The following is a 13,065-nucleotide window of genomic DNA, read 5'->3' on the forward strand; positions in this document are numbered from 1 at the left end:
TCAGGTAAGCATACCTCCATCCACGTTCAACACCTGACCAGTAATGTAAGCTGACATGTCTGAAGCCAAGAAAACACAAGCGTTTGCTACATCTTCAGGAGATCCACCGCGCTTCAAAGGAATCGCATCTCTCCAGCCTTGAACTGTACTTTCATCAAGAACAGCTGTCATTTCAGTTTCGATAAAACCCGGTGCGATTGCATTGCAACGGATGTTACGTGAACCAAGCTCCAACGCAATAGACTTCGTGAAGCCGATTGCTCCTGCTTTTGAAGCAGCGTAATTGGCCTGACCCGCATTTCCTTTCACACCTACTACAGAGCTGATGTTGATGATGCTGCCACTTCTCTGCTTTAAGAAAGTGCGTTGAACCGCTTTCGTCATGTTGAAAACAGAGTTCAAGTTAACGCGGAGAACTTCGTTGAAATCGTCCTCACTCATTCGCATGAGTAGATTATCTCTAGTGATACCCGCATTGTTTACCACGATATCAATCTGACCAAAGTCAGCCATCACGTCGGCAACCAATTTTTCAGCTTGTTCCATGTCGGATGCATCACTGCGATACCCCTTCACTTTTACATCACCTCCGGAGAGTTCATCTTCAACTGCCTTTCCCTTCTCTACAGAAGATAGAAAGGTAAATGCAACGTTACAGCCTTGCTGAACGAATGCTTCAGCGATACCGCGACCAATTCCTTTGGATGCGCCAGTAATAATTGCTGTTTTTCCTTCTAGGATTTTCATGAGTATATATTGAGAACGTTGAGCGACAAAAATAAGGATACCTAGCTGATGGCAAAGCCTCAACCCTATTCCATTTCCTTACTGTCTGATTCTGTGGACGATTCACTTTTAATGGCTTTCATCAGGCCTATGGCTTCTCCATCCTTATAAGCAGTAATGTAGGCGAAGTCAAGCCCCAAATCCACCACCTTCTCTTGAAACTCTTGCGCCTGATTAAAGCGAACGAATTTCCCGAGAGTGATGCGTTGCAGACTATCGTTTTTAAAGAGGTAAACACTTTCAAGGTCAGCTTGATAAGGACTTAGATCAAACTCCTTAAACGCTCCAATCTGAACGTGATAAGCAATCCCTGAATCCGGAATAGCATGCCAATCGTCCAGTCCCGTTTTGGTCACAATGGGGATGTGTTCAAATGGATCTTTGGGTTGAGTGAAAAAGTGAGTGTACACGCCAAAGCCTGCAGCGAGAAGAAAGAGAACAATGAATACGAGGCCAACGGGCTTCCACGGATTTGAAGTGGTTTGAGCTTCTTCCAAATCGCCCAATTGCTGACGTAAAGCGAGGTTATCTGCCTCGAGTTTGTCAATTTTTTCCTGCGTTTCTCTTGATACGAACATAGTTATCTTGGCTATTCAAACAAAGATAGTATTCTAACTGAGGTAGAAAAGGAGAATTTCAGCACCGCTTTCGCTCCTGAATGCGCCATTGTCATCCGATTTTAGGTGAAGATCAGTGTTGGGATGAGGCTTAATTGGGCCGTTTTTGCTAACCTATTGATGTCGAAGATGAAAGCTCAGCCTAGGTTAATTCAAGAAAAACAAAAATTAACCGTCACTTCATGTTAAGTGGACACATATTCTTATACCTTTGGTGCTCACATTTTTTGTTTTAGTTCTATGAACATTTTTATTGGAAACCTCTCTTATCACATGAAAGACGAGGAATTGGCGGATCTCTTCGCCCAGTACGGAGACGTTGAGTCTGCTCGCATTATCAAAGACCGTGAAACCGGTCGTAGTAAAGGTTTTGCCTTCGTGGTTATGCCTAACGACGATGATGCTAACTCTGCTATTGAATCACTTAACGGACATGACGTTAACGGTCGCCCGATTCGAGTGAATCAGGCTATCGAGAAAGAACGTAGCGAACGCCGTCCGCGTTACTAAATCGATCTTATTCGAAAGAAAGAGCGCCCCGCATTGCGGGGCGTTTTTTATTTTGGTAGAAATACTATTCCGATGGCACATCTACCAGCATGGATTGAAATCCCTGTAACCGACCTTGATAGAGCAGAGAATTTCTACAGTTCTATAATGGGAATCGAGTTTCGCAGAATCAATCTAGGAAACGGTTTGATCCTTTCCCTATTCCCCACAAAACCCAACGAAGTGGGCGGAGCGCTTGCCTGTCTTCCCTCCCACTATCACCCTGGAGAAACAGGGCCTCTAGTCTATCTCAACACCGAAAGTGTGGAAGCTTGTATCAATTTGGTAGAAGATGCTGGAGGTGTAGTGATCGTTCCCCTCACGCAAATCAGTGAAGAAAGGGGATACATGGCCGTATTTAGAGACAGTGAAGGAAATCGCGTGGGGATTATGGGAAGCATGTAGCTATATTCTACCTTCGCGCTATGTCAACCCAATACATCCTTGAACTTATAGGTACGTATTTCTTTGCCATCTCTGGAGCACTCGCGGTGAGCAATGTAGAAAATGACCTATTTGGCGCCAGCTTTACTGGATTTATCACTGCCATTGGTGGTGGTACACTTCGAGACCTTATTCTCGATTCGCATCCCCTCGTTTGGATTGCTGATTCCATGGTTATGTATGCCATCTTTGCAGGGATTCTAACGGCTATCATCTTTTACAAATACGTGATCAAACTGCGTAAAACACTCTTGCTGTTCGACACGATGGGGATTGCACTCTTCACCGTTTTGGGAGTTGAGAAAGCCTTGCAATTTGGTGTAGGTCATGAAGTTGCAGTGATAATGGGAATATTTTCCGCTGTGATGGGCGGTGTAATTCGCGATACACTGAGCAACATCACCCCAGTAATTTTTAAGAAGGAAATTTACGCCAGCGCCTGTATGGTGGGGGCAATTATGTATCTTCTCCTAAATCAGTTCCATGTTGAAAGACAAGTGAACCTTCTTGCCTCTGCTTCCGTTATTGCTGCTATTCGTCTTTTGGCCATCCGATTTAACCTTTACCTTCCTTCGTTGGGAAGTTGGAAATAATACCGATACTTCATGGAGCTACCAATGCTCACCGATATTGTCATCATCCTTGGAATTTCGGTTCCACTCATTCTACTTTTTCAGCGATTTCGCCTTCCCTCTATCCTCGGCCTCCTGCTAGCGGGAATTATTGTGGGACCATCGGGATTGAGTTTGGTGCATTCTGTACACGATGTGGAAGTGATGAGCGAGATCGGAGTAATCTTCCTATTGTTCGTCATTGGTATTGAATTCTCCCTCGGACAACTCGCTCAGATCAAGCGAACGGTTTTTGTAGGTGGATCAGTGCAGATGTTCCTGACCATTGCAGTGGTCACAGGAATTGCCGTAACATGGGGATTGGATATCAACAAAGCCATCTTTATGGGCTTCTTGTTTGCCTTGAGCTCTACAGCAATCGTCCTTAAGTTGCTTCAGGAACAAGGAGCAGTACACACTCCACATGGACGAGTTGCCGTGGCCATTCTGATCTTCCAAGACATCATGGTGGTTCCACTGATGCTGGTCACTCCTATGCTTGCTGGACAAAGTGAGAATTGGATGCTTGAAGTGGGAATCTTACTTATTAAAGTCCTCACTGTAATTGCCATCACTTGGGTACTCGCGCGCTATGTGGTTCCATTTATTCTAGATCGAGTGGTAAGAACGAAGAATAAGGAGCTGTTCATTCTCACCTTGGTGGTCATCTGTTTTGCCACGGCGTGGATGACATCAGCAGTAGGGTTGAGTTTGGCCTTGGGTGCCTTTTTTGCAGGACTCATTATCTCCGAGTCTTCTTACAGTCATCAAGCCACTGCGAACATTCTCCCCTTCCGAGAAATCTTTATCAGTTTCTTCTTTGTATCCATTGGGATGCTTCTCGATATCGGATTTTTCTTCACCCATATTCATTGGGTGATCCTCCTGTCGGTTGCCACTTTTATGGTAAAGGGAATTGTTTCGGCCATAGCTGCCGCAATTCTTCGCTACCCTGCTAGAACGGTCATACTAAGTGGAATGACTCTATTCCAAGTAGGTGAATTTGCCTTTGTGCTGAGTGCGGCTGGACTCACATACAATTTGTTGAGTGAAGAAGCCTACCAATTGTTCCTCGCTGTCTCTATCCTAACCATGGCGGGTACTCCTTTCGTGATGAAATACGAGGTAAAGATCAGCGACAGAATACTTCGCAGAGCTCTGCCTAGAACAGTTAGAAAACGATTGGACAGCATTGCAAAACTCAAAGGGGCTTCCGAACAAAAGAACGGGGATGAACTAAAAGATCACCTGATTATCATCGGATATGGTATCAATGGGAAGAATGTGGCCAAAGCCGCTAGAAGTGCAGAAATCCCTTATGTCATTTTGGAGTTAGACCCCGATTTATTGGAAGAAGCTAAAGCGGACGGACAACCGATTCACTTTGGAGATGCTACTGATAATCACACACTTTCTCACTTTAACCTTCCCTTTGCTCGGGTTATTGTAATCGCTATAAGCGACCAAGAGGCAACACGTAAGATCTTGAAGAATATCCGCATGTTCACGGAAACGGCTCACGTAATTGTCCGAACACGACATGTAAAAGAGATTGAACAGATTGTGAAGCTCGGTGCCGATGAAGTAATTCCTGAAGAGTTTGAAACCTCCATTGAAATCTTCACCAAGGTTTTGAGGAAGTACCTGATTCCAACCGATGAAATTGAGGCCTTTACCAATCAAATCCGATCGGGTAACTACCAAATGCTTCGATCCGCTGGAGCGATGGTGAATACCAATAGCTTATCCATTCCAGAATTAGAGATTGCGACGTTACGCGTATATCAAATGAAGAATGACATTGTGGGTAAAACCCTAGTTGAGTCCAATGTTCGCGTGCGTTTCGGACTTAATATCTTGGCGATTCAACGTGGGAATCGCTATCTTACGAATCTAACGCCGGACACTACTATAGAGCAAGACGACCTCCTGTATGTGGTAGGTGCTCCGAATCAAATTGCATCAATAAACCAATATTTCAACTACTAAAAAACCAATCGTTTATGGAAGACCAGGTAGACAATTTAGCAGCTGTAAAAGACGCAGCCATAACTTTCCTCTTTGACGCTGGTCCGAGTGTATTGCTCGCCATTGTCACCCTTATTATTGGAGCATGGTTGATTAAGTTCTTGTCAAAGAGCTTTGGCAAACTCATGGTTAAACGCAATGTAGATGAGAGCTTGCGCGGATTCCTCGCTGGCATCGTCCGATTTACATTGTGGATTATGCTATTGATTTCAGTAGCATCAACGGTTGGAATTCAGACCACCTCTTTCGTTGCAGTGATTGGTGCTGCTGGTTTGGCCATTGGCTTAGCTTTGCAAGGAAGTCTATCCAATTTTGCAGGGGGTGTACTCATCCTATTGTTCAAGCCTTTCCGCGTCGGAGATTTGATTGAAGCCAATGGAGAAGTTGGAACCGTTAAGAAAATTGATGTACTCCACACTATTGTCTACACCGTAACCAACAAGGAGATTATCATGCCGAATGGACCGGTTGCGAATAACACCATTGTTAACATTGGTAGACAACCTGTTAGAAGGGTAGATTTCTCTGTGGGTATTGCCTACAACGCAAGTGTAAAGGAAGCGCGTAAAGTGATTCTTGCCGTTCTAGAAGCGGATAGCAGGATTCACAACGATCCAGCACCGGTTGTTAAATTGATGAATCTTGGTGATAGCTCTCTTGACTTAACGGTTAGAGCCTGGTGCGACACCGCACAGTACTGGGATGTATTCTTCGACAATCTAGAGGCCATTAAGGAGGCTCTGGATGAAGCTGGAATCGGCATTCCTTTCCCTCAAAGAGATGTTCACATTATTAGTCAGCCTAAATAAGCTGATTTTCACGAAATAGACCTGCAATTGTCCCGGCCCAGTGCCGGGACTTTTTGTTTACATGAAATAGAAATCCTCTCCAGCCTCCATTCCCCTCTCTTCTAGAGCCTCTTGAATGAGAGGGCCACCCACTCTATTTCTAACCGTAATCAAAAAGAAAGCTCCTTTCAGTTTCAACCCTTCATCTATAGAGAGTAAGGGTAATTCTTTCCATGTTCCCGAAGTGAAATCCACAAACCCGGCTACAGGCAAGCCTGATTCAGTAAGTCGCATGTGCCAATCTCTAGCATTCCTGCTCTTACCCCAAATGTAAACGGGTCGATTCTCAAATCGAGAAGCCCATTCTCTTCGGAGGTAATCCAGTTTTACTTCACTAAATGCAGAGTCAGAATAATCAGAGTGATTTCGAGTGAGTCTGTGAGAATGATCCCTCCACACCAGCCCCACTCTATTCAACTTTGCCATCTTCACTCCTCCTTCAAACAATCTCAACCAAAATTCATAATCTTCTGGAACGCCAACTTTGTAATCTCCAAAACGCTCTATTGCACTCTTTCTATAACAAGCCGAAGGATTAACAATTGGGGAATCTCTGTATCGATGGGCATACATCAACTTATGCGTCATCAAACCATTGCACCAATCTACATATAGCTTATAACCATCTTGACGAAAGTCGGCGTCGGTGAGTTCCACCTTCGTACAAACAACGTCGAACTCGGGATGTGCCTCCAAAAACTCCAATTGGGCTTTCAATCGATCTGGGCTGCACAAGTCATCCGAATCCATTCTTGCGATATATTTTGTGGAACAATGCTGTAAACCCACATTTGCTGCTTCCGCAATTCCACGATTTTCGTCCAAATGAATCACCTTCACTCTTGAATCGCGAATGGAATTTGTGTATTCCTCCGTCCCATCGGTTGAACCATCATTCACAAGAATGAGTTCCAAATCGACACCTTCACTCCGCAATACGGAATTGACAGCATCGGGTAAATACTGCCGAGAATTATACGTGCAAAGAAGAACGGAGAGTTCGGGCATATTTTAAAGGAATTCCTGTGAAGGTACGTTCATGGCGGATTTTAACACTCGATCCAGTATTTTTTTTAGGGATCGCTGAGGGTAATATGTGATATTATACTTACATTGAACATCAAGTGTAAAGCGAGTGCTATTTATAGCGCAACCGCACCGATGTACCGCGAGTGCATGAACAACAACCAAAGGTGCAAGAGTCCCCGTCTGAACAGCGGGGACTTTTTTTATTCTGCCCTTAGAGCATCTACTGGTTTCACTCTCACCGCTCTCGTCGCTGGTAGCAATCCTGCAATCACTCCAAAGAGCACCAAAATACCCATTGCCATCAATACGGTTGGAAGACTTACAGAAGGATGAAGGAACGTGGGTATGCTATCCCCGATTTGTGTATCGATCAATGCCATCAACCAAGTTCCAAACATAATCCCCAGAAATCCAGCAATCAGTGTGAGAATGAGGGACTCACTCATAATTTGAACGATGATGGACCTCGGTGTTGCTCCAAGTGCTCTTCTAACCCCCAATTCTTGCGTGCGTTCTTTTACCACTACAAGCATGATATTACTCACACCAATTGCGCCTGCCATCAAACTGAAGATGCTCACGAATAGCGACAATCCCTTGATTCCCATGAAGAGACCCTGCAATTTTACATACTCTGTTTGCATACTCCACGATCCGAATGCGCGTGTATCCTCTGGATGTATGGTATGATTGACCGCTAGAACTTTTTTGACTTCGGCTTGAACATCCTCCATATTCACGTGATCATGCCCTAACATACTAATCCATCCAACAACGTCTCCGTAATTGAAGGCTCTTTGGAAAGTTGTGAAAGGAACGAATATAGACTTCTGATCTTCCTCTGCTCGCTCCCCGGTTAAGAGCGTTTCATAAACCCCTACGACGGTAAAATACACTCCATTAATCTGGATACTATTACCAATGATTTCTTCATTTCTATCGTACATCATATCGGCAACACGCTTGCCAATGATGCAGATTTTTCGCTTCTCCAAGAGATCCGATTGATTCATCCAACGCCCTTGAGAAATGGCCTTGGGTTCAATTTCCATGTACTCAGGAATATCCCCATAAACGGTGAACGCTCCCGTCTTATCCTTGTGAATCACGTTGTTTGTTCCGCGATATCCCCCCAATTGATTGCGGGGACAAATCAGTTTGAGGTCGGGGATTTTATTATACAGGATCTGAATGTCATCGTTTCGCATATTGAAATACCGACCGCGCTGAAATCCTTTATACGGCATATTCGTGCGTTGCGTCCACAGAAAAGTACTGTTGCTCGCAAAGTTCCCCATATCCTGCATGATTCCATTTTGAAGCCCCTGACCCGAAGCCATCATGATAATGAGAAGTGCAATACCCCAGGCTACACCAAACCCCGTAAGAATGGTTCTAGCTCTATTCTTACTCAGCGTTTGCCAAATCTCCGTCCATCTGTCTATATCAAAGAAACTCATGCGTCTTTCAGTGCTTCAATGGGTTGAATTTTGGCTGCTCTTCGTGCTGGAATCAATCCGGCAAATGCGCCTGTAATCACGAGGATAATCGTAGTAATAATGGCGGTATTGAAATCGATATTGGGATTTTTGAGGAAGTCACTTTCCAGACTAGAACCCAGAGATTCTACTAATAGAACTGCCAGGAGAAGCCCTAAGTAACCCGCAGCCGCCGTAATAAATACCGATTCTTGGATAATCATAGAAATGATGGAAAACGGCGTTGCCCCAATGGCCTTACGAATACCGATTTCTTTGGTGCGCTCCTTCACCACCACCAGCATAATGTTACTCACCCCCACAATTCCGGCAATGATGGTCATAATGCCAATTAACCAAACAAAGGCCTTGATCCCCAAAATGGTATTGAAGATGTTTTGAAATTGCTCTTGAAGATTCCGGATGTGAATAGCTCGTTGATCTTCTGGGTGAATTCCGTGCTTGTTTCCCAAATCCGCTCTCAATGCGGAAGCTACCTTCCTACTTGACTCCAGAGTGGAATCACTTAGGTTTACAATAATGTGTCCGACTCTTGTGCCACCATTGAATACTTGTTGAGCAGTGGTTAAGGGGACAAAGAAATTCTCTTCTTCCCTTTCGCTACTTGGATCGGTAAAGATGCCCACAATCTGAAAAGAAACACCATTCAATTCTATCTGCTTTCCCAAAGGGTCTTCTTCTCCAAAAAACTGGGGCAAGAGTTTTCTCCCCATGATCACCACCTTGCGCTTCTCATCGATATCCGTTTGATTGATGTATCGACCACTCTCCATGTGAGTTCCCTCCAAAACTTGATAGCCGGGATGCACCCCCATCATTACATGCGTACCGTATTGATTCTTGTAATTCACTAGGGTTCCCCATTGGAAATACCTACCTGAATACGTTGAAATATCATCGCCGTATTCCTGGGTTACAAAATCTATGTCGTCATCTTTAAGTGTAATCCTCCGCCCTACATTCATGCCTTCATAGGGAATGCTGGTGACGTCCGATGAAATCCACAGACTGTTGAAGGAATCATCGCCAAAACTGCTCTGTACCCCATTCGACAAACCATTCCCGGCAGCCAAAAGAATACACAACATGAAAATTCCCCAGGTAACAGAAAACCCAGTCAGAATGGTTCGGAGAGGATTTTTTTGAATCGTCTCAAAGATTTCCTGCCATTTGTCCCAGTCAAACATACTACTCAGCGTTTACTGTAGATTCTGCCCCTCGCACGACCAGACCATCTTTCAAACGGATAATGCGCTCCGTCATGTCAGCAATGTCATTCTCATGCGTAACAATCACCACCGTCATTCCCTCAGCGTGAATTTCCTTGAACAAGTCCATTACTTCATAAGAAGTATCAGTATCCAACGCCCCTGTAGGTTCATCAGCGAGTAGTACCTTGGGTTGGGTGATCAATGCACGGGCAATAGCTACGCGTTGTTTCTGACCACCGGAAAGCTGGCTAGGCAGGTGATGAGCCCAATCGCTCAGTCCCACTTTCTCAAGGTATTGCATGGCCAGTTCATTTCGCTTCTTGCGCTTCACTCCTTGATAATAAAGGGGCATTGCCACGTTCTCTTGAGCTGTTTTGTAGTTGATCAAGTTAAAACTCTGGAACACGAAACCGAGAAACTTATTGCGATAATTCGCCGCCTTCTTCTCCGACAAATCCTTGATCAGTACCCCATCTAAGGAATACTCTCCTTCATCATAGGCATCTAGCATGCCCAGTATATTTAGAAGGGTAGATTTTCCAGAACCTGAAGATCCCATAATAGAGACCAACTCGCCTTCTGAAATCGATAAATCTATGCCCTTTAACACATGTAAAGGCTGATTACCAGTGTGGTAATACTTATGAAGTTGTGAAATCTTAATCATAATACGTGGTGCACCTTAGACCAAAGGTGTGTTCAATAGCAGAAGTGTGAAGGTAGCGAAAATATAATGTCCTAGGCGGTGTTCAAAAAAGGTCGACAATTTATTGAAACAGTTATTTATGTAACTAAACGACAGGGGTTCAGCGACTTAGGAAATAATGGCAAAAATCTTCTGAAACCCGCCCCAACGCTACTATACAAGCCGTCGTTATGAAGGAAAGAAATGACAAGATGTGCACAACACATCCCTGAATCCATCGTTACTTTTGCAGTATCAACAACAACACAAAACCAAAAAATGAGTCACGAACAAGTAATTGGAAATCTCTTCATGAATTTATCCAAAGATTACGTAGCCCAAGTTACAGACCGACTGTCTCACTTAGACATTGAACGTCACTTCTACGCTCTCTACGTACTCGATCAAAGCACCGAAACACTTACACAATCTAAATTAGCCGAAGAGCTTCAGGTAGACAAAGTTGCCGTAGTTCGTTTGGTGGATTACTTGACCGAAGCAGGATATGTTCGTCGCCAAGTAGATAAGCAAGACCGCAGAAAGCAACACGTAATGCTCCTTCCAAAAGCGGAAGAAGTTCTTCCTGAAATCAGAGAAGCATTCAGTGAGGCGAATCAGAGTATACTGAATGTACTAGACGAAAGCGAGAGAAAGGATTTCATCCGACTAGCCGCTAAGATTCGAGGATTCTACGAAGAGAACCCAATGAATCACGTCAAAGTGAATATGAATTACAAACGCGTCAAAGCCTGACGCGTTTTTCTTTTTCCTGTTTTGGAATTAGAAAATGGGCTTATTCCAGCGCTGTTTCTTTACACGAGTAAAGAACAGCGCATGGATTCCCCAAGCAATTAAGCCGCCAAGAAGACTTCCGGCAAACACATCTACCAAAAAGTGCTGATTCAAGTACATTCGGCTATACCCCACTCCAAAGGCGAGCACAAATAGCGCCACCGACCATCCTCTCTTATTGATCCAAAAGGCCATCAAGCCATAAAGCGCAAAGGCCGCGGTGGTATGTCCACTCGGGAAGCTCCTACTCGTGTGCTGTTCCAAGTCTGGAATAATGCGCAACATCCCTTCTTCAAAATATCCCCAAGGGCGAGCTACACCCGCGAAGAACACCCCTTTCAAAAAGGCAATGATGAGAAGAACGGCCACACCTGCAGCAGCAAATGAAACAGTGATGCGCATTGACATTCTCATGGCAGCCAATGCTAACACTACTACCACAAAGGCGAGCCCATCTCCCAAATGCGTCAAATAGCGGAAGATGAAATCGTTGGACCCCACATGCCATTGATCCATGGTCAAGTGGATATCCCCTTTCTCAATTTGTACAATGAAAGTCAGGCAAACCAGTGCGAGAAGCACAGTGAGACCCAAAAAGGTTTTACCGCCTTTTGGCATGACTTAAGATCCGATAGTGTGGAGCAAATCGTTGATTTGGCTTTGCCAGAGAAGTTTGCTCTCCTCTAACTCGTCCTCAGCCGCAAAGTCGGTCACCATAAGCGAGGTATCCTTGGTCAATTCATCCACCACGATACGGAACTCGAAATAGTTCTTGTTGCCCTCATCAACATCATTTTGCCAGCGGAACTGGATGTAGCGATCTTGCTTTTTGCGGAGCAATTTTGCCACCTCTTCTGAATCGCCCCAGAAAAAAGTAAACACTTCTCCTCTAGAATTGACATCATCGCAAAACCATTCACTCAAACCACTAGGAGTAGAGAGGTACGGATAAAGCATTGCAGGTGACGCTTTTACTGGATATTCTAGCTCGTATTTTACTTTTTCTTCCATGATGAGGTCTTTAATTTGGACGGGTCGCAATATAGAAATTTATCGCTGACATCTTTTTGTTTCAAAAACATCATTTACCCCTTGCCAAATAAGAAATGCCGTTTATATTTGCACCCGCAAAACGGTACAGCTTCACAGCAAATCGTATGGCAAGCCGCAGGAATAACCACTCTGCAATAATGGCGAGGTAGCTCAGTTGGTTAGAGCGCAGGATTCATAACCCTGAGGTCACGGGTTCAACTCCCGTCCTCGCTACTAGAAAAAAGGTCTCCAAATTGGAGACCTTTTTTGTTTTCTACTAGTGGGTTCTATCACCGTACAAACCGCACCACCCGCTCCTTCTCCTCTTCATCTTTCCACTTCACCACATACATACCTCTAGGTAAGGTTGAAATCGAAAAGCGATTCTCACTGATGCATGTAATGGGCATGGAAACGCCCGACAAGGAATACAAGAGAACTTCACCTCGTGAGGATTTGCAGGGAAGAATGAGCTCGTTTGACACTACAGAGGGTTCACAGTATGATTCTGTCCTTTCGTTGATGGATACACTTGGACTCAAGTGGAAATAGAAAGTATCAGTGATATCTACAGATGTACTCCCCGTACAGGGTGCATCGTTGATGAGTGCGAATACACGAATCACACCTACATCGCTGCTGATGTATCGAGGAAGTGCAAAGGTGGTATCGTAGGCATAAAACATTGGATTAAGGCCACACGCCGTATAATACATATTGAATAAAAGGGTATCGGCTTCGTGATTGGAAGTGGTCATACTATCAATTTCTCCATAGGTATGAAACCATCCCGAGATTTGTCCCGATAGCGTAGAATCCGAAGCTCTGTAAGCGAAGCTAACCGCATCCAAAGGCCGAAAACTCTGTGACTGAACACCGAAAGACAGAAAAATGAAGAGCCAAAATAGTAGTGCTTTCATGGGAGAGATTTTAT

15 protein-coding genes and 1 tRNA gene are annotated in these 13,065 nt (G+C 44.4%); 7 read left to right on the forward strand and 9 right to left on the reverse strand.

The features are described 5' to 3' along the window. Positions 1–747 carry a 3-oxoacyl-[acyl-carrier-protein] reductase gene (gene fabG, locus F8C82_RS05260; protein WP_151692501.1) on the reverse strand — a complete coding sequence of 249 codons (747 nt, stop codon included), beginning with the start codon at positions 745–747 and terminating at the stop codon, positions 1–3. Positions 748–812: 65 nt separating this feature from the next. Continuing rightward, positions 813–1,364 carry a hypothetical protein gene (locus F8C82_RS05265; RefSeq protein ID WP_151692502.1) on the reverse strand — a complete coding sequence of 184 codons (552 nt, stop codon included), beginning with the start codon at positions 1,362–1,364 and terminating at the stop codon, positions 813–815. Positions 1,365–1,643: 279 nt separating this feature from the next. Between F8C82_RS05265 and F8C82_RS05270 the strand changes: the two genes are divergently transcribed. From F8C82_RS05270 to F8C82_RS05290, 5 genes are all read left to right on the forward strand, one after another. Next, complete coding sequence (locus F8C82_RS05270) at positions 1,644–1,913, forward strand: RNA recognition motif domain-containing protein (RefSeq protein WP_151692503.1); 270 nt, start codon at positions 1,644–1,646, stop codon at positions 1,911–1,913. Positions 1,914–1,985: 72 nt separating this feature from the next. Further along, entirely contained in the window at positions 1,986–2,357 is a 372-nt protein-coding gene (locus tag F8C82_RS05275) for a VOC family protein (protein ID WP_151692504.1), read from the forward strand. A 20-nt stretch (positions 2,358–2,377) separates the two neighbouring features. After that, positions 2,378–2,989, forward strand: coding sequence for a trimeric intracellular cation channel family protein (locus F8C82_RS05280; RefSeq protein WP_151692505.1), 612 nt, complete (start codon positions 2,378–2,380; stop codon positions 2,987–2,989). A 12-nt stretch (positions 2,990–3,001) separates the two neighbouring features. Beyond that, entirely contained in the window at positions 3,002–4,996 is a 1,995-nt protein-coding gene (locus F8C82_RS05285; RefSeq protein ID WP_151692506.1) for a monovalent cation:proton antiporter family protein, read from the forward strand. A gap of 14 nt (positions 4,997–5,010) precedes the next feature. Beyond that, on the forward strand, positions 5,011–5,844 hold the full coding sequence (locus F8C82_RS05290; protein WP_151692507.1) for a mechanosensitive ion channel family protein: 834 nt from the start codon (positions 5,011–5,013) through the stop codon (positions 5,842–5,844). A gap of 57 nt (positions 5,845–5,901) precedes the next feature. Here the strand turns inward: F8C82_RS05290 and F8C82_RS05295 are convergent, their stop codons facing one another. The 4 genes from F8C82_RS05295 to F8C82_RS05310 all read right to left on the reverse strand — a co-directional run bounded on the left by F8C82_RS05295 (position 5,902) and on the right by F8C82_RS05310 (position 10,289). Further along, the gene (locus F8C82_RS05295; RefSeq protein ID WP_151692508.1) at positions 5,902–6,891 is read right to left on the reverse strand and encodes a glycosyltransferase family 2 protein; all 990 of its coding nucleotides are present in this window, start codon (positions 6,889–6,891) and stop codon (positions 5,902–5,904) included. Between the two features lie 221 nt (positions 6,892–7,112). After that, on the reverse strand, positions 7,113–8,372 hold the full coding sequence (locus F8C82_RS05300; protein ID WP_151692509.1) for an ABC transporter permease: 1,260 nt from the start codon (positions 8,370–8,372) through the stop codon (positions 7,113–7,115). Next, positions 8,369–9,598 (reverse strand): ABC transporter permease, encoded by a 1,230-nt coding sequence (locus F8C82_RS05305; protein ID WP_151692510.1) that lies wholly within the window; start codon positions 9,596–9,598, stop codon positions 8,369–8,371. The genes F8C82_RS05300 and F8C82_RS05305 overlap by 4 nt, the downstream gene beginning before the upstream one ends. Before the next feature lies 1 nt (position 9,599). Further along, on the reverse strand, positions 9,600–10,289 hold the full coding sequence (locus tag F8C82_RS05310; RefSeq protein WP_151692511.1) for an ABC transporter ATP-binding protein: 690 nt from the start codon (positions 10,287–10,289) through the stop codon (positions 9,600–9,602). Between the two features lie 297 nt (positions 10,290–10,586). Between F8C82_RS05310 and F8C82_RS05315 the strand changes: the two genes are divergently transcribed. After that, entirely contained in the window at positions 10,587–11,060 is a 474-nt protein-coding gene (locus tag F8C82_RS05315; RefSeq protein WP_170266163.1) for a MarR family winged helix-turn-helix transcriptional regulator, read from the forward strand. Between the two features lie 27 nt (positions 11,061–11,087). Here F8C82_RS05315 and F8C82_RS05320 read toward each other — a convergent pair whose 3' ends face one another. Both F8C82_RS05320 and F8C82_RS05325 read right to left on the reverse strand, forming a co-directional pair. Then, positions 11,088–11,717: a phosphatase PAP2 family protein gene (locus tag F8C82_RS05320; protein WP_151692513.1), complete on the reverse strand. Its 630-nt coding sequence runs from the start codon at positions 11,715–11,717 to the stop codon at positions 11,088–11,090. Between the two features lie 3 nt (positions 11,718–11,720). Then, positions 11,721–12,110: an START-like domain-containing protein gene (locus F8C82_RS05325; protein WP_151692514.1), complete on the reverse strand. Its 390-nt coding sequence runs from the start codon at positions 12,108–12,110 to the stop codon at positions 11,721–11,723. 181 nt (positions 12,111–12,291) lie between these two features. Here F8C82_RS05325 and F8C82_RS05330 point away from each other — a divergent pair. Further along, positions 12,292–12,365, forward strand: a tRNA-Met gene (locus tag F8C82_RS05330). Positions 12,366–12,421: 56 nt separating this feature from the next. On the opposite strand, the gene F8C82_RS05335 is transcribed toward F8C82_RS05330, so the two are convergent. Next, positions 12,422–13,051 carry a T9SS type A sorting domain-containing protein gene (locus F8C82_RS05335; protein ID WP_151692515.1) on the reverse strand — a complete coding sequence of 210 codons (630 nt, stop codon included), beginning with the start codon at positions 13,049–13,051 and terminating at the stop codon, positions 12,422–12,424. Positions 13,052–13,065 lie beyond the last annotated feature (14 nt).

The organism is Phaeocystidibacter marisrubri (assembly GCF_008933165.1).
GTDB classification, from domain to species: Bacteria; Bacteroidota; Bacteroidia; order Flavobacteriales; family Schleiferiaceae; genus Phaeocystidibacter; species Phaeocystidibacter marisrubri.

Bases quoted from the DNA above. Each gene is read 5' to 3' on its own strand.
- fabG (WP_151692501.1), bottom strand. From the start codon at position 747: ATGAAAATCCTAGAAGGAAAAACAGCAATTATTACTGGCGCATCCAAA.
- F8C82_RS05265 (WP_151692502.1), bottom strand. From the start codon at position 1,364: ATGTTCGTATCAAGAGAAACGCAGGAAAAAATTGACAAACTCGAGGCA.
- F8C82_RS05270 (WP_151692503.1), top strand. From the start codon at position 1,644: ATGAACATTTTTATTGGAAACCTCTCTTATCACATGAAAGACGAGGAA.
- F8C82_RS05275 (WP_151692504.1), top strand. From the start codon at position 1,986: ATGGCACATCTACCAGCATGGATTGAAATCCCTGTAACCGACCTTGAT.
- F8C82_RS05280 (WP_151692505.1), top strand. From the start codon at position 2,378: ATGTCAACCCAATACATCCTTGAACTTATAGGTACGTATTTCTTTGCC.
- F8C82_RS05285 (WP_151692506.1), top strand. From the start codon at position 3,002: ATGGAGCTACCAATGCTCACCGATATTGTCATCATCCTTGGAATTTCG.
- F8C82_RS05290 (WP_151692507.1), top strand. From the start codon at position 5,011: ATGGAAGACCAGGTAGACAATTTAGCAGCTGTAAAAGACGCAGCCATA.
- F8C82_RS05295 (WP_151692508.1), bottom strand. From the start codon at position 6,891: ATGCCCGAACTCTCCGTTCTTCTTTGCACGTATAATTCTCGGCAGTAT.
- F8C82_RS05300 (WP_151692509.1), bottom strand. From the start codon at position 8,372: ATGAGTTTCTTTGATATAGACAGATGGACGGAGATTTGGCAAACGCTG.
- F8C82_RS05305 (WP_151692510.1), bottom strand. From the start codon at position 9,598: ATGTTTGACTGGGACAAATGGCAGGAAATCTTTGAGACGATTCAAAAA.
- F8C82_RS05310 (WP_151692511.1), bottom strand. From the start codon at position 10,289: ATGATTAAGATTTCACAACTTCATAAGTATTACCACACTGGTAATCAG.
- F8C82_RS05315 (WP_170266163.1), top strand. From the start codon at position 10,587: ATGAGTCACGAACAAGTAATTGGAAATCTCTTCATGAATTTATCCAAA.
- F8C82_RS05320 (WP_151692513.1), bottom strand. From the start codon at position 11,717: ATGCCAAAAGGCGGTAAAACCTTTTTGGGTCTCACTGTGCTTCTCGCA.
- F8C82_RS05325 (WP_151692514.1), bottom strand. From the start codon at position 12,110: ATGGAAGAAAAAGTAAAATACGAGCTAGAATATCCAGTAAAAGCGTCA.
- F8C82_RS05335 (WP_151692515.1), bottom strand. From the start codon at position 13,051: ATGAAAGCACTACTATTTTGGCTCTTCATTTTTCTGTCTTTCGGTGTT.